This is a genomic window from Parapedobacter tibetensis (genome assembly GCF_024704835.1).
GTDB classification, from domain to species: Bacteria; Bacteroidota; Bacteroidia; order Sphingobacteriales; family Sphingobacteriaceae; genus Parapedobacter; species Parapedobacter tibetensis.
Genome location: NZ_JAMXBE010000004.1, coordinates 240,413 through 260,262, shown reverse-complemented (window position 1 = coordinate 260,262; position 19,850 = coordinate 240,413). Strand labels below are relative to the sequence as shown.

General features: G+C 42.6%; 21 protein-coding genes, 1 tRNA gene and 1 pseudogene. 12 read left to right on the top strand and 11 right to left on the bottom strand.

The annotated features are described in order from the left end of the window. Positions 1-3: 3 nt before the first annotated feature. Together NF543_RS08475 and NF543_RS08470 are read left to right on the top strand one after the other, a co-directional pair. Entirely contained in the window at positions 4-498 is a 495-nt protein-coding gene (locus tag NF543_RS08475; protein ID WP_257667684.1) for a dihydrofolate reductase, read from the top strand. Between the two features lie 11 nt (positions 499-509). Continuing rightward, positions 510-1,406, top strand: a complete 897-nt coding sequence (locus NF543_RS08470) for a mechanosensitive ion channel family protein (RefSeq protein ID WP_257667683.1) — start codon at positions 510-512, stop codon at positions 1,404-1,406. Here NF543_RS08470 and coaA read toward each other — a convergent pair. The 3 genes from coaA to NF543_RS08455 all read right to left on the bottom strand — a co-directional run bounded on the left by coaA (position 1,403) and on the right by NF543_RS08455 (position 3,928). Further along, on the bottom strand, positions 1,403-2,359 hold the full coding sequence (gene coaA, locus NF543_RS08465) for a type I pantothenate kinase (protein ID WP_257667682.1): 957 nt from the start codon (positions 2,357-2,359) through the stop codon (positions 1,403-1,405). The genes NF543_RS08470 and coaA overlap by 4 nt on opposite strands. Before the next feature lie 101 nt (positions 2,360-2,460). Further along, a complete protein-coding gene (locus NF543_RS08460; protein WP_257667681.1) occupies positions 2,461-2,829 on the bottom strand; it encodes a methylglyoxal synthase in 369 nt (122 codons plus the stop codon). A 40-nt stretch (positions 2,830-2,869) separates the two neighbouring features. Next, entirely contained in the window at positions 2,870-3,928 is a 1,059-nt protein-coding gene (locus NF543_RS08455; RefSeq protein ID WP_257667680.1) for a patatin-like phospholipase family protein, read from the bottom strand. A gap of 131 nt (positions 3,929-4,059) precedes the next feature. On the opposite strand from NF543_RS08455, the gene purL reads away from it, so the two are divergent. The 6 genes from purL (at position 4,060) to NF543_RS08425 (ending at position 12,111) form a co-directional block, all read left to right on the top strand. Then, complete coding sequence (gene purL / locus NF543_RS08450; RefSeq protein ID WP_257667679.1) at positions 4,060-6,282, top strand: phosphoribosylformylglycinamidine synthase subunit PurL; 2,223 nt, start codon at positions 4,060-4,062, stop codon at positions 6,280-6,282. Positions 6,283-6,647: 365 nt separating this feature from the next. Beyond that, positions 6,648-7,985, top strand: coding sequence for an ammonium transporter (locus tag NF543_RS08445; protein WP_257667678.1), 1,338 nt, complete (start codon positions 6,648-6,650; stop codon positions 7,983-7,985). A gap of 86 nt (positions 7,986-8,071) precedes the next feature. After that, entirely contained in the window at positions 8,072-9,106 is a 1,035-nt protein-coding gene (locus NF543_RS08440) for an outer membrane beta-barrel protein (RefSeq protein ID WP_257667677.1), read from the top strand. Between the two features lie 205 nt (positions 9,107-9,311). Next, the gene (locus NF543_RS08435; RefSeq protein WP_257667676.1) at positions 9,312-9,893 is read left to right on the top strand and encodes a hypothetical protein; all 582 of its coding nucleotides are present in this window, start codon (positions 9,312-9,314) and stop codon (positions 9,891-9,893) included. Positions 9,894-10,022: 129 nt separating this feature from the next. Beyond that, positions 10,023-11,912, top strand: a complete 1,890-nt coding sequence (gene htpG, locus NF543_RS08430) for a molecular chaperone HtpG (RefSeq protein ID WP_257667675.1) — start codon at positions 10,023-10,025, stop codon at positions 11,910-11,912. Between the two features lie 122 nt (positions 11,913-12,034). After that, positions 12,035-12,111 (top strand) — tRNA-His (locus NF543_RS08425). Positions 12,112-12,220: 109 nt separating this feature from the next. Here NF543_RS08425 and NF543_RS08420 read toward each other — a convergent pair. Then, positions 12,221-12,787, bottom strand: coding sequence for a YqgE/AlgH family protein (locus NF543_RS08420; RefSeq protein ID WP_257667674.1), 567 nt, complete (start codon positions 12,785-12,787; stop codon positions 12,221-12,223). A 308-nt stretch (positions 12,788-13,095) separates the two neighbouring features. Between NF543_RS08420 and NF543_RS08415 the strand changes: the two genes are divergently transcribed. After that, positions 13,096-13,389, top strand: coding sequence for a hypothetical protein (locus tag NF543_RS08415; RefSeq protein ID WP_257957455.1), 294 nt, complete (start codon positions 13,096-13,098; stop codon positions 13,387-13,389). Between the two features lie 58 nt (positions 13,390-13,447). Here the strand turns inward: NF543_RS08415 and NF543_RS08410 are convergent, their stop codons facing one another. Continuing rightward, a complete protein-coding gene (locus NF543_RS08410) occupies positions 13,448-13,633 on the bottom strand; it encodes a DNA polymerase ligase N-terminal domain-containing protein (protein ID WP_257667672.1) in 186 nt (61 codons plus the stop codon). Positions 13,634-13,724: 91 nt separating this feature from the next. Then, positions 13,725-13,841 (bottom strand): annotated as a pseudogene (locus tag NF543_RS08405) (non-homologous end joining protein Ku); the annotation flags it as partial. A 198-nt stretch (positions 13,842-14,039) separates the two neighbouring features. Between NF543_RS08405 and NF543_RS08400 the strand changes: the two are divergent. Genes NF543_RS08400 through NF543_RS08390 form a run of 3 tightly spaced genes read left to right on the top strand, consistent with a single transcriptional unit; the run spans position 14,040 to position 16,205 of the window. Beyond that, a complete protein-coding gene (locus NF543_RS08400; protein ID WP_257667671.1) occupies positions 14,040-14,639 on the top strand; it encodes a TIGR04282 family arsenosugar biosynthesis glycosyltransferase in 600 nt (199 codons plus the stop codon). After that, positions 14,636-15,352, top strand: a complete 717-nt coding sequence (locus tag NF543_RS08395) for a TIGR04283 family arsenosugar biosynthesis glycosyltransferase (RefSeq protein WP_257667670.1) — start codon at positions 14,636-14,638, stop codon at positions 15,350-15,352. Before NF543_RS08400 ends, NF543_RS08395 begins: the two co-directional genes overlap by 4 nt. After that, positions 15,345-16,205: a sterol desaturase family protein gene (locus NF543_RS08390; RefSeq protein ID WP_257667669.1), complete on the top strand. Its 861-nt coding sequence runs from the start codon at positions 15,345-15,347 to the stop codon at positions 16,203-16,205. Before NF543_RS08395 ends, NF543_RS08390 begins: the two co-directional genes overlap by 8 nt. 263 nt (positions 16,206-16,468) lie before the next feature. Here the strand turns inward: NF543_RS08390 and NF543_RS08385 are convergent, their stop codons facing one another. The 5 genes from NF543_RS08385 to NF543_RS08365 form a co-directional block, all read right to left on the bottom strand. Next, a complete protein-coding gene (locus NF543_RS08385; RefSeq protein ID WP_257667668.1) occupies positions 16,469-17,254 on the bottom strand; it encodes a GIY-YIG nuclease family protein in 786 nt (261 codons plus the stop codon). 507 nt (positions 17,255-17,761) lie between these two features. Next, complete coding sequence (locus NF543_RS08380; protein WP_257667667.1) at positions 17,762-18,343, bottom strand: DJ-1/PfpI family protein; 582 nt, start codon at positions 18,341-18,343, stop codon at positions 17,762-17,764. A gap of 139 nt (positions 18,344-18,482) precedes the next feature. Further along, complete coding sequence (locus NF543_RS08375; protein WP_257667666.1) at positions 18,483-18,959, bottom strand: GNAT family N-acetyltransferase; 477 nt, start codon at positions 18,957-18,959, stop codon at positions 18,483-18,485. An 11-nt stretch (positions 18,960-18,970) separates the two neighbouring features. Next, positions 18,971-19,387 carry a DUF6463 family protein gene (locus tag NF543_RS08370; RefSeq protein WP_257667665.1) on the bottom strand — a complete coding sequence of 139 codons (417 nt, stop codon included), beginning with the start codon at positions 19,385-19,387 and terminating at the stop codon, positions 18,971-18,973. 17 nt (positions 19,388-19,404) lie between these two features. Continuing rightward, a complete protein-coding gene (locus NF543_RS08365) occupies positions 19,405-19,842 on the bottom strand; it encodes a carboxymuconolactone decarboxylase family protein (RefSeq protein WP_257667664.1) in 438 nt (145 codons plus the stop codon). Positions 19,843-19,850: the final 8 nt, after the last annotated feature.

Below are 19,850 nucleotides of genomic sequence, written 5' to 3'. Positions count from 1 at the left end.
CCTATGGACAAACCATTTTTATCCATTATCGTGGCTGCCGCCGAAAATAATGCCATCGGCAAAGACAATGAATTGCTTTGGCATCTGCCCAATGATCTCAAGTTTTTCAAGCAGACCACCACTGGCCATCCCATCATCATGGGGCGTAAAACGTTTGATTCAGTAGGGAAGCCCTTGCCACACCGCCGCAATATTATCATCACTCGCCAGCCCGATTATGTGATCGAAGGTGCCGAGGTCGTTCAATCCCTTGAAGAGGCTGTGGCATGCTGTAAAGGTAGAACGGAGGTTTTTATCGTAGGGGGCGCCGAAATTTATAGGCAAGCATTGCCGTTGGTTTCAAGGGTTTACCTTACACGTGTTCACGCAAGTATGGAAGGCGATCGTTATTTTCCCGAATTGGACGAAAATGAGTGGGTACTCGTGTCTTCGGAAAGCCACCTCCCGGATGAGCGACATGCCCATGGATATACGTTCATGGTATATGAAAGGATGTGATATTTACAGTCATGGCGCAGGAATCTCACACCACTAAACGGATGGCTATCAGGGATAGGCTGGTCTTTGCGCTGAAGGTGCTGCTTTGGCTGGTTATTGGATATTCATTCGCTAAGGATTTTTATCAGGGCAATCTTTGGTTGAGCCAATTTGCATATGGGCTGAACATATTCCTTACAGGCAGTATCTTGATTTCCATCGCGCGTTTTACGTTCATTGCGCTGTATAGGCGGCGAAACAAGAGGAACGACCGTGTACGCGGCAATTATGTGGTGGGCATCAATCGGTTTGCCACCATACTAAACGTGGTGTTTATTGTATTGGGGCTTATGTTGAGCTTTGGTATCAACCCCAAAGAATTCTTGACGAGCATCACCATTGTGGCGATGGCCATTGCTTTGCTGTTTAAAGATTATATCACCAATATGATCAGCGGCCTGCTGCTGATGTTTTCAGACCAGCTTACCATTGGTGATCATATCAAGATTGGGGAGCATCAAGGAAAAATCACTGACATCACCCTCGCCAACATCATGGTTAAAAATGAGGATGACGACGTGGTGTTGATTCCCAACAATACTGCCTTCACGACCAACATCATTAACCAATCGTTGCAGAATTCGAAGAAACTTTCCATGGATTTCGAATTGCCATTGGTGCATGCCTATGATCAGCCGGAGCTGGAGCGTAGACTTGTGAGTGTCTTACAAAAACACAAAGGCAATATCGTTGAAGGCACGTTCCAATTGAAAGTAGTGGGTGTGGATCGGCAATCTGTGCATTATAAATTACAATTTGTAACTACCACCAAAGACAATACTCGGAGGAAACGCATCCGTAACGATTTGTTCCAGGATGTGATTTCATATGATGCTGGACAAGCCGCGAAGGCCAATATGCAGCGCTAGCCTTTCCTGATTTTTACACTTTTCACAAAATGGTGACTGCCTTTTTCAAGGATGAGATCTGCGCGGAAACGTGTGGGTAAGATGTTCTTGATTAAGTTAGGTTTATTGATTTCTTCCCAAATGCTCGTGGCCATGGCGATACTTTGTTCTTCATTGAAGTCGGCAAAACGATGAAAGTAGGATTCGGGTTTCTGGAAGGCCGTTTTACGTAGCCATTCAAACCGTTGGATATACCACTCCAGTAAGTTTGCTGGGTCTGCATCAACATATATGGAATAATCAAAAAAATCGGATACGAAAACCCGTGGCCCATTGTACTTGCCCTTCACATTGACCTGAAGTACGTTGATGCCTTCTACAATCAATATGTCAGGTTGCGCTACCCACTGCAATTCATCAGGTATGATGTCATACACCAGGTGGGAATATATAGGTGCACCGACCAATTCCTTGCCCGACTTGATATCTGACAGGAAACCGAGCAACCGCTTGGTATCGTAGCTTTCTGGAAATCCCTTGCGATTGAGTATGCCTTTCGCTTCTAAATATTGGTTGGAATGCAAGAATCCATCGGTTGTGACGAGGTCTACTTTGGGATTTCCGGGTGAAAGCGACAACACCTTTTGGAGTACCCTTGCCGTAGTGCTCTTTCCCGCTGCTACGCTTCCTGCTATCCCGATGATAAAAGGAAGTCGTTTGGTGTTGTTGTTGAAAAATGAATTGGCATTTTGGTGCAGCTGCCGATAGCAGTCGACATGTATTTGCAGTAAATGGCTCAACGGAAAATACACATCTTCGATTTCCTGCATGGTCAACGGCTCATTCAAAGCATTTAGCTTATGGATATCCGTATCGGCAATGGGGTAGGATAGATGGCCATTGAGTTCTTTCCATTCTGCGCGCGAAATGTGCCTAAATGGAGAATATGTAACGCTATTTTCTGTGTTAACCATGGCGAGAGCAGCTTAATGGAGCTGCAAACTTAGATAAACTTGCTTTTTTTCACAACTATTTATTTTCTGGGCATTCAAGCTTCCATAATTCACGCGATCACTCAAAACATTCCCTCAAGAATGAGTTTCCCGGTTGCGGGATTAGTAGCCAATGGCACATTATACACATCGCAGACCCGCATCAACATCTGAATATCGGGCTCATGGGCATGCTTTCCCAAGGGATCTCGGAAAAAGATAATGGCGTCCACTTTCCCCTCTGCCGCTAACGCAGCAATTTGCGCATCACCACCTTTTGGTCCGCTCAATTTCAACTCGACATCCAATCCCGTTTGCTTGATGTATGATCCAGTGGTGCCAGTGGCAACGAGTTTCGTGCCACGCAGCAGTTCAATGTGGTCTTTTACAAATCCGACCATTTCAGGTTTTTTGCCATCGTGAGCTATTAATGCAATTGTCTTTTGCTCCATCAGTTGATTTTATTTTTTTAGATTGGTCATTAACCATTAATCATTCACCTTTAGCATATAAAAATCGCCATGGGTTTTTGGGTAGCGACCTTTCTTTTTCTTTAATCAGTTCTGCTACCATTTTATTGAGCACATCATTGTGTTCACTCACCATTCGGTCGCCCAATGCAACCAGCTTCTGGATGTTGCTGTGATCTGCATCATCAAGTCCTTCACGGATGCTATGGAGATTGCGAGGCTCTATCCGTATATATTGTTCTGCCCTGCCAACCGACCTATATAGTTGCGCTAAAAAGAAATCGCTGCTTTCGGCAGCGCCGCTCATCATGATGTCTATCAAGGCTGGCCCGATGGATACTGCGCGGCTTTTTTTGAAGTGTTCGTAGTCATAGGATTTCCTGGAACGCCCCGTACCCAATGACAAGATGGAAATGTCGTTGATTTTGGTTTGGTTGAATGCATTGGTTACTTCCACCAATGCACTCATCGATGGGTTAGGAGCGAATACACCACCATCGAGCAGGGGATACCTTGTTCCACTCATCGAATAGATTTCGGCCACACTGAAATAGGTGGGGGCTGCAGATGTGGCCCGGCATACATCACGAAGGTAGAAGTCACGTTGGTCACCACGTATAATGGAGGTCTGCTGTCTGAAAAAATGAGTTTTGCGGAGCTCGATGTTATAGGCAGTAACGATACAAGGTTTGAGAAGCTGGCTCAATTTCGTTTCACCGAAATAGGTTCCCAACACATGCTCCAGCGTGGTACTTGGGTACCGTTCGCTCAGGAGACCAAATTTGGCAATCATGCGTCTGAAGAAGCCCGCCTTAAAGATGTCGGTACCATGGGTTACATATAAGTCCAAAGCTTCCTTGGCCGTAAATTTGGGTCGCGATGGGTTTTGCTCGTCGGGACAAAGCAACAGGCAGATGAGGATGCCTCCGGTGCTGGTACCCGCAAAGAAATCAAAATAATCGACTATGGCAGCATCCGGATTTCCGCTTTCACGCTTCAGTTTTCGTTCTAAGGCCACCAATAGCATTCCAGGGATGATTCCACGGATTCCACCACCATCTATCGAAAGGATTTTCTTCATTGCTTATACTTTGTCCGTAAAAATATGATTTTTTCCGATAAACCTAGGACTGCATCTCACATCTCATGTCACACATCTCAAATCTTATCCTTACTTTTGCACAACGCAATTTATCACATTAATACTTCATTTTGGAAACACTGGAATTGACTACCGTAGATACCGCAGTTGAATTAGGGCTTTTACCTGAGGAGTTTGAACGCATAATCGAAATCTTGGGTCGGACACCCAATTTCACCGAATTGTCGATCTTTTCGGTTATGTGGAGTGAGCATTGCTCTTATAAAAACTCGATCGTTTGGCTCAAAACATTGCCCAAGGACGGTCCGCATATGTTGGCGAAAGCAGGTGAGGAGAATGCGGGGTTGGTAGATATCGGCGATGATTTTGGCTGTGCCTTTAAAATCGAATCGCACAACCACCCTTCGGCTTTGGAACCCTACCAAGGAGCGGCTACTGGCGTTGGTGGTATTAATAGGGACATCTTTACGATGGGTGCCCGGCCAATCGCCCAACTCAATTCTTTACGTTTCGGAAACATCAACCATCCCCGCACGCAATGGTTGATAAAAGGGGTGGTTAAAGGTATTGGCGATTATGGCAATGCATTTGGTATCCCAACCGTAGGGGGGGAAGTATTTTTTGATGAATGTTACCAAGTCAACCCGCTGGTAAATGCAATGTCAGCAGGTATTGTGAAGGCAGGAGAGACGGTGTCGGCCACATCCTATGGTGTTGGTAACCCCGTCTATATCGTGGGATCCGCCACCGGCAAGGACGGTATACATGGAGCGGCATTTGCTTCCAAGAATATCACCGAAGATTCAGTGAATGACCTACCTGCTGTACAGGTTGGCGATCCTTTCCAAGAAAAGCTGTTGCTGGAAGCTTCGCTTGAAGTGATTAAAACAGGTGTGGTGATTGGCATGCAAGATATGGGTGCTGCCGGAATCATCTGCTCCAATTCCGAGATGTCTGCCAAAGGCAAACATGGCATGCGTATCGACCTGGATAAAGTGCCCACCCGCCAGGCAAACATGAAGCCCTTTGAGATATTACTGTCTGAATCGCAGGAGCGGATGCTTATTGTGGTACAGAAAGGGCGAGAGGCCGATGTAGAAGCCGTATTTGAAAAATGGGATTTGAATTGTGCCATCATTGGTGAAGTCACGGACACCCAGCGATTGGAATATTATATGAACGATGAGTTGGTGGCCGATTTGCCTGCCGATGATTTGGTGCTTGGCGGGGGAGCCCCTGTATATCACCGCGAATACAAGGAGCCGGCTTATTATGCCGAATACCAAAAATTTAGGATGGAGGATATTGCTGAGCCCGATGATTTGCGCGAAGTGGCGCAACATCTACTTTCGCATCCAAATATTGCTTCCAAGCGTTGGGTGACAAAGCAATACGACTCCATGGTGGGTACAGCCAACATGACTGCTAACCGTCCGAGCGATGCGGCGGTGGTGGCTGTGAAAGGTACCAACAAAGCCATTGCACTGACCGTAGATTGCAATTCACGTTATGTAAACGCCGATCCCCGCAAGGGTTGCGCAATCGCTGTGGCAGAAGCAGCCCGCAACATCACTTGTGCCGGTGGCGAACCATCGGCCATCACCAATTGCCTCAACTTTGGCAACCCTTACATTCCCGAGGTATATTGGCAATTTGTGAATGCCATTAAAGGAATGGGAGAGGCTTGCCTTAAATTTCAGACCCCTGTGACTGGGGGGAATGTGAGCTTCTACAACCAATCAGCAGATGGCGGTTCGGTGTTTCCCACTCCCACCATTGGTATGCTGGGCGTACTTAATGATGCTTCTAATATCATGACATTGCATTTAAAGGTAGAGGGCGACTATATCTACTTGGTTGGAGAATCCCGTGATGATATCGCATCGTCACAATACCTGGCCTCTTACCATGGTGTGAAGGCTTCTCCTGCACCCTACTTCGACTTGGATGAGGAATATGCCACGCATCAGGTCATCAAGCACCTGATTCACGAGAAAATGATTGTATCAGCCCATGATGTCTCCGATGGCGGTTTATACGTAGCCTTGGCAGAATCGGCCATGGCGGGCAACCTTGGCTTTGCCATTGATACCGATAGCGAGATCCGCAAAGATGCTTTCCTCTTTGGTGAAGCGCAAGGTAGGATTGTAGTATCGGTAAAACCCGATGCGCAGGAGGCCTTTGTCGAATTGATGGCCGCGAGTGGAACGGAGTTTTCACTGTTAGGTGCTGTTACTAAAAATGGATTTGTGGTAGATGAGGAGCTATATGATACCGTAAGCCACGCCAAAGAGGTATATGATCACGTGTTGCATAATATCTTAGGAGAGTAACCATACTCCAAACTAATAAAATCATGATGCCCGGCAGACTTTCTGCCGGGCATTTTTTTGTTTTCCACATCCTGTTTTCTTGGTAACTGGATATTTTCAATGAGCTTTTAGGTGTATAAATGTGTTTATCGGAAATATTTTGGGTTCAAAGGATGTAGTTTTGTTAATTTATCAGTGTTTAATAGTTATATTCCATTGTTTGATGTTGATTTTATATATATAAAACAATATAAATACAAAATTTTTGAATTTTTTCTCATTTTTTTAATAAAAATATTGATTTAATGAAATATTTGTACATATTTGCATTGTAAATTGTTTGTATGCTAATTTTTAACCATTTTTATATCTAATTTTTTAATATTATGGAGGTTTTTACAGCAAATTTTTCCTGTTTGGCTGATTTGTTTAGCACAGGGATGGCATTTCCCCTGCTATCCATTTCCATGCAGGATGCAACGACGGACGGCACGTCGGTCGCGGATGTAATGTTGACTGCTAACAATATCTGGATGATGCTTGCGGCAGCATTGGTATTCGTTATGCATTTGGGTTTTGCCGGTGTGGAGGCGGGTTTTACGCAGTCCAAAAACACGGTGAACATCCTTTTCAAAAACACGATGACCCCGGTCTTAGGAGTGGTCACCTATATGCTAACGGGTTTTGCGTTAATGTATCCGGGTGACTTTAACGGTTTCCTTGGCTTCAGTTATGAAAGCTGGGATATCCTTTGGTTTTCATCGGGTACAGCTGATGTAAGTGCCGGGTATGCAGAAGGTGGGTACACATTCTGGACAGATTTTTTCTTCCAGGCCATGTTTGCTGCTACTGCCGCTACCATAGTTTCCGGTGCAGTGGCTGAACGAATCAAGCTAAGTGCTTACCTAACCTTCACGTTGGTGTTCCTTAGCGTTGTCTATCCCATCATCGGCAGTTGGAAATGGGGTGGTGGATTCTTGGATGAGCTGGGTTTCTACGATTTCGCTGGCTCCACGTTGGTACATTCCGTAGGTGGATGGGGGGCCTTGGTAGGAATATGGCTATTGGGTCCGCGTATCGGTAAATTTAACAATGGTAAAACCAAGGATTTCCCTGGATCATCCGTACCGTTGGCAACCATTGGTGTCTTCTTGCTGTGGTTAGGCTGGTTTGGTTTCAATGGTGGTTCGGTGCTGTCGGCTGATCCTGGTTTAGTTTCCTTGGTATTAGTCACCACAACATTAGGTGCTTGCGGTGGAGCTATAGGTGGACATTTTACCAGTATGATTGCATTCAAGCGTATTGATTTCGGTATGGTACTGAATGGGGTACTGGCAGGCTTGGTAGGTGTAACGGCGAGTGCCGATATCATCACGCCTTTGGAAGCATTGGTCATCGGTGGCGTAGCCGGTATTCTAGTTGTGTTTTCCGTCATCCTTTTAGACAAGTTGAAACTGGATGACTGCGTAGGTGCTGTATCCGTACACCTTACCTGTGGGATATGGGGAACTTTGGCCACCGGAATATTTGGTGAAGGAGCGTCATTCATGCCGCAGTTGTATGGCGTGCTTGCCTGCGGAGCGGCCGCTGCGATAGGTGCTTTCATCATTTTTTACATCTTGAAAATTACCATGGGATTGCGTGTCAGTGAAGAAATGGAGAAACATGGTCTCGATAGCGAGGAACATGGTATCCGTGGTTATACGATTTTGATGGACGACTAATGTTGGTGTTTGTATCACCATTATATTTAATTGAAACGATTCGCCAACGGGCAGATCGCTTCATCACACTTAAACAAATTATTCCGATGAAAAAAATTATGTTATTTGCCGCACTATTGACTGCGGGATGTTCAATAACGTATGCCCAAGATGAGTCGTTGACCATTTCGGGGTCTGTAGATGCATACTACAAATACGATTTTTCTAAATATAAAAATGAAGATGGCCTGTCTAATATCCCCACTTCATTCGCCGATGAGCAGAATTCCATTTCATTGGGCATGATCAACCTGATACTGGGTAAGACGGTGGGAAAAGCATCCTTCGTTGGTGATATTTCCTTTGGACCCCGTGGGCAAGGCCAATCTTTACTGGGAGAGCGTGATGGGAATTCCTTCCATATCCAAAATCTCTACATGACCTATGGCTTTACCGATAAATTTTCGATGACCGCTGGCTTCATGGGTACGTTTGTAGGGTATGAGATTATTTCACCAACCGGTAACTTTAACTATTCCACTTCGTATCTCTTTACTAATGGTCCTTTCCAAAATGCAGGGATCAAGGCAGAGTATGCCTTTTCAGATAAGGTGGGGTTGATGGTGGGGCTATTCAACGACTGGAATGTATATCAGGATTTCAACGGAGTTTCGGATTTTGGCGCGCAGCTGTCGCTGGCACCTGTAGAGGGATGGGAAGCTTATGTGAATTTCTTGACGGGGTCTCCTTCGGGCACAATTGTAGACTTGACCACCACCTATGATATAACAGACGCGTTCAAATTAGGATTGAATGCCGCTGATTTTTCGGCTTCGGACGATGATGACGGTGGATATAGTGGCGGAGCCTTGTACGCCCAATATGGGTTTTCAGATGCTTTCGCCTTGGGTGTACGTGGTGAATATTTCAAATTGAAGGATATCGGTAGTGGGGATGACCTCATGGAAGGCAGTTCCGTGGTCGGGTTAACACTTTCCGCCAATGTGAAAGCTGGGCCGCTGACCATTATACCGGAATTCCGGTTTGATAACAGCTCGGATGAGCTATTTTACAAAAATGTAAGCATGGACCCCACCAAAAGCGCTTCGCAGTTTTCCATTGCCGCTGTATATGCCTTTTAATAGCTGATTGACTTTTTTTTAAGGCTTCCATATAATACCGACCTAACAGGCGTTGAACCCTGTTAGGTTTTTTTATTTATGGGGCAATTTGCCTGGTGGATACTTCCGCCACGATTTTCAAATTAAATTTTATTCCTTATTTTTGGCATCGGGGTGTCTTGGGGGGCATCCTAATTATTCAAACTTATTATTAATTGAAAGATATATGGTAAATTTAGTTTTGCTATTAGCCGTGAATATGCCAATCGCTCATGGAAACATGGCAAACAACAATATGATTAGCAACGATGAGCGATTTGCAGTGGACCAACGGGGTAAATTCGTGGTTTATAAAACCGAGCCCATTGCTGATGGGGTGAGCTTTTCAGACATCAACCAACAGTTAACCAATTATTTGACGCAAAAAGGCAACCATACGACTACTTCGGGTGGAAATAGGCTGGAGAGTTGGGGCAGTGTAACGATGAAAAAACATGCCGGGATAGGGAATTATGTTGGCGGCACCATCAACTATACATTGGTTGTGGAAAATGACGAGGGCGAATTGAATTATTGGTTTACTGACCTTACCTATCAACCTTATCGTAATGACCGCTACGGCAAACGGGTAAAGGCCAGTGTATCGCCCATACCTTTGGAGAAAAAGATGAGTAAGGTCAATGATAAGGTATGGAATAAACAACGTGGATATGCTTATGAGACGATCGATCAACTGGCCGATGAGGTATCGTCACAGTTGAAGGCAGTGGGTAAATCCAAGATTGTCACAACCAGCATGGGTGAATAACAACTGCGATAGATTGAGATTGCCTCTTTTTTGTCATATTGTCCTGTCATCCTGACGGAATTTGTGCATTGGAACGTATATTGTTCGAGATGGGACAAATGAATCCCTAATATTATTACAAATTGCAATATGAACGAAAAAGGAAACATAGCCATTCATACCGAGAATATATTTCCGGTAATCAAGAAGTTTTTGTATTCAGACAATGAAATTTTCCTTCGGGAACTCGTGTCAAATGCGGTTGATGCCACGCAGAAAATCAAAAGGCTGTCTTCCTTGGGAAAATACCAACGCGAATTGGGTGATGTGACCATTGATGTGGCTTTTGACGAAAAAGCCAAAACGATTACCATATCGGACAATGGCCTTGGTATGACCGCCGAAGAGGTGAAGAAGTACATCAACCAAATCGCTTTTTCTGGTGCAACGGAATTCGTGGAGAAATTTAAGGAAGCCAAGGATGCCAATGAGATTATCGGGCGCTTCGGATTGGGTTTTTACTCCGCGTTTATGGTAGCGGATAAGGTGGAGATTCAAACCCTGTCTTATCAAGAAGGCGCAGAATCAGCGCTTTGGTCATGCGATGGCAGCACCTCTTATGAAATCTCCGAAGGTAGCCGCACCACAAGGGGCACAGATGTGATCCTGTATATCAACAAGGATTCCGAGGAATTCCTTGATCAGGGTCGATTACAAGAAATATTGGAGAAATACGGTAAGTTCTTACCGGTACCTATTCGCTTTGGCAAACGGACAACCAGCGAGCCTGATGGAGAAGATAGCGAAGGTAAACCCCAATATAAATCGGTAGAAGTAGACAACATCATTAACAATACAAATCCCGCTTGGACTAGGTCGCCATCCGAACTGAAAGACGAGGATTACTTGGCCTTTTATCGCGAGTTGTATCCGTATTCGCTGGATGAACCCCTCTTCTGGATTCACCTCAATGTCGACTATCCCTTCAACCTAACAGGTATTTTGTATTTCCCTAAAGTCAAGAGTGACTTCGAATTACAAAAGAACAAGATCAAGCTATTTTCCCGCCAAGTTTTCATCACGGATGAAGTAAAGGACATCGTGCCAGAGTTCTTGATGTTATTGCATGGTGTAATTGATTCCCCGGATATTCCGCTGAACGTATCGAGAAGTTTCCTGCAAGCCGACAGCAATGTAAAGAAAATCAATGCCCATATTACCAAAAAGGTGGCAGACAAACTTGCAGAACTATTCAAAACCGACCGCAAAGGATTCGAGGAAAAATGGAAAGATATCGGGCTCTTTGTCAAATATGGCATGTTGAGTGACGAGAAGTTTGCCGAGAAGGCAAACGACTTCTGCTTGGTGAAAAACACTGAAAACGAATCGTACACGATTAAGGAGTATGGAGAGAAGGTGAAAGATATCCAGAAGGATAAAGATGGCAATGTAGTATACCTTTACACCAACGATGTGGCGCACCAAGACAGTTATGTTGCTACCGCCAGAGATAGGGGGTATGATGTGCTGGTGTTTGATTCGCCGATTGATAGCCATTTTGTGGCCTACCTAGAGCAGAAAACAGAAAAGACCCAACTAAAACGTGTGGATGCTGATGTTATTGACAAGCTCATCCAACAAGCGGATACTAAGGCACTGCAATTGACTGAGGAGGAAAGTAAAAAGGCCGTAACGCTCTTTGAGAAGGCTATCAGCAGGGACAATATGAAGGTACAGGTGGAAGCGCTAAGTGAAAATGAGTTGCCTGTAACGGTGACGATTGATGAATTCATGCGCCGGATGAAGGATATGGCACAGACAGGAGGGGGAATGAGTTTCTATGGAACGATGCCCGATAATTATACGGTAACCGTAAATGGGAACCACCCCCTGGTCAAGCGCATCCTTACGGGTGAAAATGAGGAGGAGCAAGCACAACTGGCTAAACAGGCATTTGACCTAGCACTATTATCGCGCGGACTGCTTACCGGAAACGAGTTGACCAATTTCGTGAAGCGTAGCGTGAGCCTGATTGGTTGATAACTTCGCAAACCTCATAGGGTTATGGGCAATACCAAATTCGTCCGTAAACCCTATGAGGTTTTTTATAAATTTGTTGCGAAATATTTATTTTAATTCTTACTTTTGCAATCCAAAACACGGTGGTTGTAGCTCAGTTGGTTAGAGCATCGGTTTGTGGTACCGAGGGTCGTGGGTTCGAGCCCCATCATCCACCCCAAACAAAAAAGCATTCGGATAGCTATCCGAATGCTTTTTTGTTTGGGTAAACTCCGATGCTTACAACGATTTAAGTTACAGGCCTTACATATCCTTTGCGCTTCGCTATCTCAATTCCACATTGGGTTTTGCGGAAAATTCGCCACATGGGCATACTTTGGGCCCAAGGAAACGATAGCTTCTTTCCATAGGCTTTCACTGTCATTACCAAAAGTGATATCGGGGTTATAATGGTTGCTAATGACCCAGGTATTTTCCTTGAGTTCATTATCTAATTGCCCGGGACTCCACCCAGAATAACCGATGAAAAACTTGATTTCGTCTTTTGTGATGTCGCCGTTTCGGATTAATATCTGCAAACTCTCAAAGTTGCCACCCCAATAGATGCCATTGCCCAAGCCTATGCCACTATTAAGCCTGTCGTAACATTTGTGTATGAAATGGATGCTTTCCTGCGCTACGGGTCCGCCAAAAAACAAGGGGAAATCCGCTTCTGGGAAATCATCCATTACATCCTTGAGCTGTATGGTGGCTGGCTGATTAAGTACATAACCTACAGTGCCATCCTCCACATGATGCTCGCAGAGTAATACCACGGCCCGTTGGAAATTGGGATCCAACATAAATGGTTCCGATATGAGCAAACTTGCCACCTGGGGGATGTTTTTGTTGAACATGTTGGAGTCGTGTTTTGTATAATATCGTAAATATAGTGAAAAAAAATAAATGCTAATCAGTCGGGCTCCAGAAACAGTAGGTGTGAAAAAACAATTAATTAACGATGCAAAATTGCGACTAATCCCTGCCGCCAAAGGTGGAGGATCGTGCCGTTGTTTTGATAGGCCTGTCCAAAAGTTGGCACGATTTTACACCTTTGTCTTGTCAACCCCGTAAGTTGCCTTCCGGTTTTTTGTAAAAAATCGCATCTATGCTATCAAAAAGGCATTTATTCGAAATTTATCGAAGTGCTTTTGTCTCAGATTACATGTCTTTTGTCTCAGACTACGTGTCTTTTATCGCAGATTACATGTCTTTTGTCTCGGATTACATGTCTTTTGCCTCAGATTACATGTCTTTTATCTCAGGTTACATGTCTTTTACATCAACCTACATGTCTTTTACATCAACCTACATGTCTTTTGCCTTAGATTACATGGCTTCCAGATCAGGTTACATGGCTTCCATCCCGGAATACATTTCCTCGGCCTGGGAATCCCTGTATTTTGGGACAAACTACCCTTGTTTTGCACCAGACTTCCGGTGGTATGCTCCAAGCTAAATGTCTTTTGCCGGCCATTCCATGTCTTCTCGATGCCTTTATCGGTTCATAGGTACCTTCATACCATTACCATGCCCGCTCCAGAATTCCCTTTGGGAATGATGCCTTCAAAATCTTTATAATCGAAAGGATGGTCCTCTACCTCCATGGCCAGCCGTTTAACTGATGGATCAGTCGAAGGGCCTTTAGGTACCGCCCAACTTTTAAGCACCCAACCCATTTCCAACCGGATGATAAGACACAAGCCCTTACCGGATGACTTTCCTGTTTGGGGTTCAGGAGTATGATCAAACGATCTTTTTTGCCTTGAACTTCCTTATGGTCGGTCGCTTACCTTTATCTTTGCGATCGAGCATATCAAAATCTGGCCTGCTGTCTGTAGTGGCGCTGAATATCTTGGTGGGTATATTGACAAGCCCGAAACCTATGGCGCCTGTCCAGATCGCTCTCATAATATATAAAAGTTGGTCAAAAAGATAACAAGAGAGCCTTAAAAAAGTTGCAAATTAGTTTTACATGCCTTAATTTACCATCTTTACATGGCCTTTTTCGGGGCTTGTATGGTGCAGTAGAAACCATGAGGCAGTGCCTTGATGTATTGTGGCGTAACAAGCAGTTCAAAGCAATAGAATTGTAAAAAAATGCAGTATATGAAACAACAAAACATGCTCATGATTTTTGCCAAAAACCTTATTCACGGCAAGGTTAAAACCCGACTTGCTGCGTCTATTGGCCCATCTGCTGCTTTTGAAGTGTATAAGGAATTGCTACAGTTTACAACCGAAATAGCTAGAAAGACAACGGTCGATAAAATCATATTTTACTCCGAGCAGATACCGCCAAATGATGGATGGTCGGACGATTTCGCTAAAGCAATCCAGCAAGGGGCGGATTTGGGCGAGCGAATGAAAAATGCTTTTAAAGCGGTATTCCAACAGGGGTATACAAAAGCAGTGATTATAGGAACCGACTGCCCGATGATAACTGAAGCGATCATAGTGGATGCTTTCGACAGGTTAGAAAAAAATGATGTTGTCATCGGCCCCGCACACGATGGAGGTTATTATTTATTGGGATTAAAAGCATTGCATGAAGCTTTGTTTGATCATATTCAGTGGAGTACATCGGTTGTTTTAGATGAAACGATCGTTAGTTGCATAAACAACAATCTTAGCTATTCCTTATTGCCTGTATTACATGATATAGACGAAGAAAGGGATTTAGTACACCTGAAAGCCTTGAAGGGATGAATATGTTCAGCATCATCATTCCGACCTATAATGAAGCTGATCAAATCGTGCAAACCATCAGTAAGACACACGCTGCCAATAGAACGAATGAGGCAGAAATCATCGTGGTAGATGGAGGCAGTTCAGACAACACAAAGGCATTAGCAAAAGAATCCGGAGCAATCGTAATAGCGAGCGAACAGCAAGGCCGGGCGGCCCAAATGAATAAAGGGGCCGCTATCGCAAAAGGTGAAATCCTTTATTTTCTGCATGCTGATAGCATTCCCCCGGATAATTTCACCACACAAATTTTAGATGCTTATCATCGTGGAGCTAAAAGCGGTTGCTTTCGGCTTGCTTTCGATTATAATCATTGGTTCCTCAGAGCCAATGCCTGGTTTACCAAGTTTAACCTAAATGCTGTGCGTTTTGGCGACCAGAGTTTGTTTGTAACAAAAGAAGTATTTCAGCAAACCGGTGGCTTCAGGGAAGATCTATGGGTGATGGAAGATCAGGAAATTATCCACCGCTTAAAGAAACATGGAAAATTTGCAGTACTGAATGATGTAGTCATTACTTCAGCACGAAAATACCTGGATAATGGCATATACAGGATGCAGGGCCTTTTTTTTCGCATCTGGGCTTTATATTACCTTGGTTATCCACAAGAGCGATTGATAGGGCTACACAGAAAATTAATCCGACAACGAGATAAACTTAGCGGTCATGATTAAGTCCATTTTTGATAGTTATGGCACGCCGATTTTGGTAGTCGCCTTTATTGTTCTTTTTTTACTTGAAAGCAGGTTTCAGTTACGAAAAAGAGTGCAGGGCCGATGGAAGCGGGTGTTCATTAATTTCATGGTTTCCATACCCGCATTTTTACTGCTCCGTCTTTTGCTTATCCCTGCAATGGTGTGGCTGGCGATTGAAAACCAATCGTGGCAAATTGGCCTGAACTATTTATTAGACGCACCCGCTATTGTTAGCATGCTTATTACGTTTCTCTTACTTGACTATAGCAATTACCTCTGGCATATTTTACTGCATAAATTGCCTATCCTTTGGCGTTTTCATTTAGTACACCATTGTGATCTTGATCTGGACATTACAACCGCTTTCCGGTTTCATTTCGGAGAGATGATCGGTTCCGTGATCTTCCGCGGAGCCGCCATTGTTTTAATCGGAGCTTCACCATTAATGGTGCTTATTTACGAAATCGTATTTGAAGCAGCTACTCAATTTCATCATAGCAATATTAAAATTCCTTTTCGCTTAGAAAAAGCATTGAATTTTTTGATTGTAACGCCTCGAATGCATGGCATCCATCATTCTGTCTTTAAGAAAGAGACCGATAGCAATTACTCCATTATTTTTTCCTTTTGGGATAGGATACATCGAACTGTTCGATTGAATGTTCATCAACACGAAATTGTAACAGGCGTTCCTTCCTATGCTGATGAAAACGAGCTAACAATTGGTCGTCTCTTAAAACTACCTTTTACAAAGATTCGCCCTTGGTCGGCCCTCTTGAGCAGGAGCCCGGATAAAGAAAGTAAAGAAGGATTAGGTAAATTGAAAAAGTAATTGTTACCGTTAGCATAAGCTTTAGCGTACGCTAATACATAAAAAAAGTCCTTTTTGTAGTTGGTGCGCCCACCTGGGCTCGAACCAGAGACCAAAAGATTATGAGTCTTCTAGCCTAACCGCCCTATTATGAGGCAAAATGTGCTTTTCTGACTTACAGAAGTAATTTACAAACTATTTTTGAAACCGCAAAATTTTGCTCCGTTACGTATTTGTTACGGTTTTGAAAGCAACTATTGAAATGTGAGAGGCTTTGAACACCGTTAAATTTTATTCATGATTTTTTCTATCTCGGCAAGGTCTGCTATTGAAAGCCTGAACCATTCGCCCCGGATACGCTTGTGCTTGTACCTGGCATGTAGCTTCTTTTCTATTTCCTGACCGCAACACCACAACGCGATGCGGTGAACACTTGGTTCCTTTGAATGAAGCGTTCGTTCCCTATAAATAGGATTATTACTCCTGCCGATCTTAATATAGCCGGTATCCGTATTTACTATCAGGTAAACATATTCCCTCCCTTTTTCTATGATCTGGTTATTAATGTTGTTAAAAAAATCCAGATAAAACTCCTTTTGATCAATGAAATCAAGCTTGATCATATCTCTTTGGGACGGACTTAAAAGTACAGCATTTTGCCCCCTGAAACGCCTAAGTTCTAAACTGGTAACAGTTACTATACCTCGCTTTTCCAAAAAACCTCTGAGTTTTTGCTGGAAAGTATTAAAGGCCATCAGCGCATCCACTTCTTTATAACCATCAGCTAGCATGATACAAAACCGCAGCAGCAGTTCATAGTAATCCTTATCCCGCACTTCCAGTTGAATGATGTCGCCTTTTAGTTCACCCTTCCCGTTTATGTAAAACATCTCGACCGATAATCCATGAAGATCATCAAATAAACGTACCCCATAACAATGATACGCTATACCGATTATCACGTTATTTATTGGCCCGTTATCTTCCTCATCAAACTTTAGGATATCTTCCTTTGACAATGTAAAACAGCAGGTGTGATACTTATCCTTTGTTTTGTCAGTAGCAGCCATAACTCTATTTATAAACCTTAAATATAAGCCATTTTTACTGTTGTTCCGTCACCCTACATATTTTTTGGAATATGTGATTTACTCTAAAAGACAACATTGATATTGGTTTTCCATCATAATATTAATAACCTTTATAGGGCTAATTTTTACTCCCTCAATTCTTAATATATTATCACAGTCATCCAAGTCGAAATTTACTTTATGAGTGGGGAATTGGTCTAGTATTATATAGACAATCATTTTCGACTCTTCTTCTGTAAATACATTTGTCTTAAAAACCAACACATTTTTTAAGATCTTTTCATTAGCAATATTGAATTTGCTTTTAATCATAATTTGAATATATTTCTATCCAACTTCTTTTATCCCTCTTATTTGCAAAATAGCCATTAGGCTACCCAACCTGCAATTAAGATTATTGCTGCAATACCTATGATAGATAGGTTGGATTTTATAAATAATAACAACACAAAACTTGAGACAACCCAAAGGATATCTACTATTATACTAGGGATAAATACAAACTTGTCCTTGTCCATTTGGTAAAACAGAAGCAATAACATCCTGTCTCACTTTTTTGTCATACAATTTTTCTATTGCCCAACTAATCAAGTCAACTGATGCTAAACAACCTGCTGCTGTTCCGATATTTCCGTGAGTTACTAAATGGGTGTTCTCAATAACTTCCACTCCGTAATTCCTTAATGTTTCAAATGCAGTTGGGTAAGTTGTTGCAGAAAGTCCTTTTAAGTGTCCAAGTGCTGCAATAACTAAGGCCCCTGAACACATTGAACAAATAATTTGCTTGTCTGGTTTTAAATCGAAACGTTCAAGGTATGAATTGTCTTTGATTACACTTCTTGTTCCTGGTCCACTGCCAAAAAACACTAAGTCTGCGTCATTACATTCTTCAATATGTCCGTGAGTTGTCAGGTCAAGTCCACATATAGACTTGTGAGTGGTTTCAGTGCCTACTATTTTGACTTGAAATTCTTTGTCACTCAATTTTACTCTGTTTAATAAGTCCCAAGGTAAAAAAATATCTATGTCTGTAAATTTGTCAAACGTTACTATAACGGCTTTCTTCATATTTTATTTGTTGTTTAAAGTAAATACAACGTTGAGTATATACTTGGCCATACCGCACCATAATGCAAGGTTTATGCGCAATGGTCCTGCCGTAATTTCCGCCGTGCTCTGGTTGTGCTGCTTTGAAATCGTTTGGAGATTACTCCTTTTTAATTTGTTTAACCATCAATATTTCTTTAAAACCAACACCGTAATGTTCAATAGTTATGTCTTTTATTTTTTTCCATCCATGCTTGTAGTAAAATGATAAGCCTTCGGGAGAGGCGGCCAATTGAATTTTATTTAAGCCTTTATCCAATGCGAACTTTTCGAGATGTTGCATTATCGATTTACCTACGCCTTGATTCAGACATTCAAGCCTTGTATAAAAACCAACAATGAAATCTTTATCAAGGGCAATTGTTCCCACAATTTTGTTATCCAATTCTGCGCAAAAAGTATATTGTTTTTTTATTTTGTTTCTAATTTCCTCCGGAGAGTAGTATTTAATGAAGACATTCCATTGATTTTCAGTATAGTGGGGAAGTAGCATCGCCTGTGCATTCTCAGTTATCATTTGACTTAAGCCTTCCGCATCTTTGTCATGCGCTAGCCTAAACGTGAGTTGATTAATCATGTTTATTATTTTTAGTCAGTGCTTTCTAAACCCCGTCCATCAGGAGGTGAGTTTTTGTTGTGTACAAAAATGATTAGGAGTGCGGGTATTATAAAAAAATAGAATCCAGATACTGGCTCAAGTAAACAACCAATAGTTACTATGATTAATAGATAATAACCGAATTTTTTCGGAACAGGTTTTTTGAATTCATTTTGATATTGTTGTAGAATGAAACCAATATACAACACAAATAGACCACTTATTTCATACCAATAAAAGCTATATCTCTCTGGTGTTTCATTAACCGTATTGATAACACCTGATTGGAGGATGTCAATAACCACTGGCCAATTTTCAATAAAGCCGAGTATTAAATGACCTGTTCCGATTACTATGATAAAAATGCCTACACGGCTTGAATACCTATCTAATGCTTTACTCATCATTCACAATGTTGGTTAGGTTAGACTTTTCCGGTTTTAAGAGAGACCGCCAATCGATTCCAGGCATTGATAATTATGACGATCATTATAATTTGTGCCGTGAGCTTTTTTCCGAAGTGTGATTCCGCATCGTTATATAATTCATCGCTTAATCCGTGTTCGCTAATCAATGTAATTTCTTCAGTAATGGCAAATAAAAGCTTTTCTTCGGGGCTAAAAGCGGTTGTTTGTTTCCAGTTACTGATTAAATCAATGCGTTCCTGTGTTTCCCCAAGATGCAAAGCATTTTTAGTGTGCATATTTATACAGTAAGAACAACCGTTAATTTGCGAAGCCCTAACCTCCATCAGGAATATGTTTTTTTTTGGAACGGAGACAGTTGAAAGGTAAGCCTCAAGTTGCATTAAAGCGCTCATGGCGGCAGGTTCGACATGTTCAATAATTAATCTTTTTGACATCTTTATTT

Excerpts from the sequence above, each read along its gene's own strand:
- NF543_RS08415 (WP_257957455.1), top strand. The coding sequence starts at position 13,096 with ATGTCTTTTGTCTCAGACTACGTGTCTTTTATCGCAGATTACATGTCT.
- NF543_RS08400 (WP_257667671.1), top strand. The coding sequence starts at position 14,040 with ATGAAACAACAAAACATGCTCATGATTTTTGCCAAAAACCTTATTCAC.
- NF543_RS08420 (WP_257667674.1), bottom strand. The coding sequence starts at position 12,787 with ATGTTCAACAAAAACATCCCCCAGGTGGCAAGTTTGCTCATATCGGAA.
- NF543_RS08365 (WP_257667664.1), bottom strand. The coding sequence starts at position 19,842 with ATGTCAAAAAGATTAATTATTGAACATGTCGAACCTGCCGCCATGAGC.
- NF543_RS08455 (WP_257667680.1), bottom strand. The coding sequence starts at position 3,928 with ATGAAGAAAATCCTTTCGATAGATGGTGGTGGAATCCGTGGAATCATC.
- NF543_RS08385 (WP_257667668.1), bottom strand. The coding sequence starts at position 17,254 with ATGGCTGCTACTGACAAAACAAAGGATAAGTATCACACCTGCTGTTTT.
- NF543_RS08460 (WP_257667681.1), bottom strand. The coding sequence starts at position 2,829 with ATGGAGCAAAAGACAATTGCATTAATAGCTCACGATGGCAAAAAACCT.
- NF543_RS08380 (WP_257667667.1), bottom strand. The coding sequence starts at position 18,343 with ATGAAGAAAGCCGTTATAGTAACGTTTGACAAATTTACAGACATAGAT.
- NF543_RS08390 (WP_257667669.1), top strand. The coding sequence starts at position 15,345 with ATGATTAAGTCCATTTTTGATAGTTATGGCACGCCGATTTTGGTAGTC.
- NF543_RS08370 (WP_257667665.1), bottom strand. The coding sequence starts at position 19,387 with ATGATGAGTAAAGCATTAGATAGGTATTCAAGCCGTGTAGGCATTTTT.
- htpG (WP_257667675.1), top strand. The coding sequence starts at position 10,023 with ATGAACGAAAAAGGAAACATAGCCATTCATACCGAGAATATATTTCCG.
- NF543_RS08475 (WP_257667684.1), top strand. The coding sequence starts at position 4 with ATGGACAAACCATTTTTATCCATTATCGTGGCTGCCGCCGAAAATAAT.
- NF543_RS08470 (WP_257667683.1), top strand. The coding sequence starts at position 510 with ATGGCGCAGGAATCTCACACCACTAAACGGATGGCTATCAGGGATAGG.
- coaA (WP_257667682.1), bottom strand. The coding sequence starts at position 2,359 with ATGGTTAACACAGAAAATAGCGTTACATATTCTCCATTTAGGCACATT.
- NF543_RS08445 (WP_257667678.1), top strand. The coding sequence starts at position 6,648 with ATGGAGGTTTTTACAGCAAATTTTTCCTGTTTGGCTGATTTGTTTAGC.
- NF543_RS08395 (WP_257667670.1), top strand. The coding sequence starts at position 14,636 with ATGAATATGTTCAGCATCATCATTCCGACCTATAATGAAGCTGATCAA.
- NF543_RS08440 (WP_257667677.1), top strand. The coding sequence starts at position 8,072 with ATGAAAAAAATTATGTTATTTGCCGCACTATTGACTGCGGGATGTTCA.
- NF543_RS08435 (WP_257667676.1), top strand. The coding sequence starts at position 9,312 with ATGGTAAATTTAGTTTTGCTATTAGCCGTGAATATGCCAATCGCTCAT.
- NF543_RS08375 (WP_257667666.1), bottom strand. The coding sequence starts at position 18,959 with ATGATTAATCAACTCACGTTTAGGCTAGCGCATGACAAAGATGCGGAA.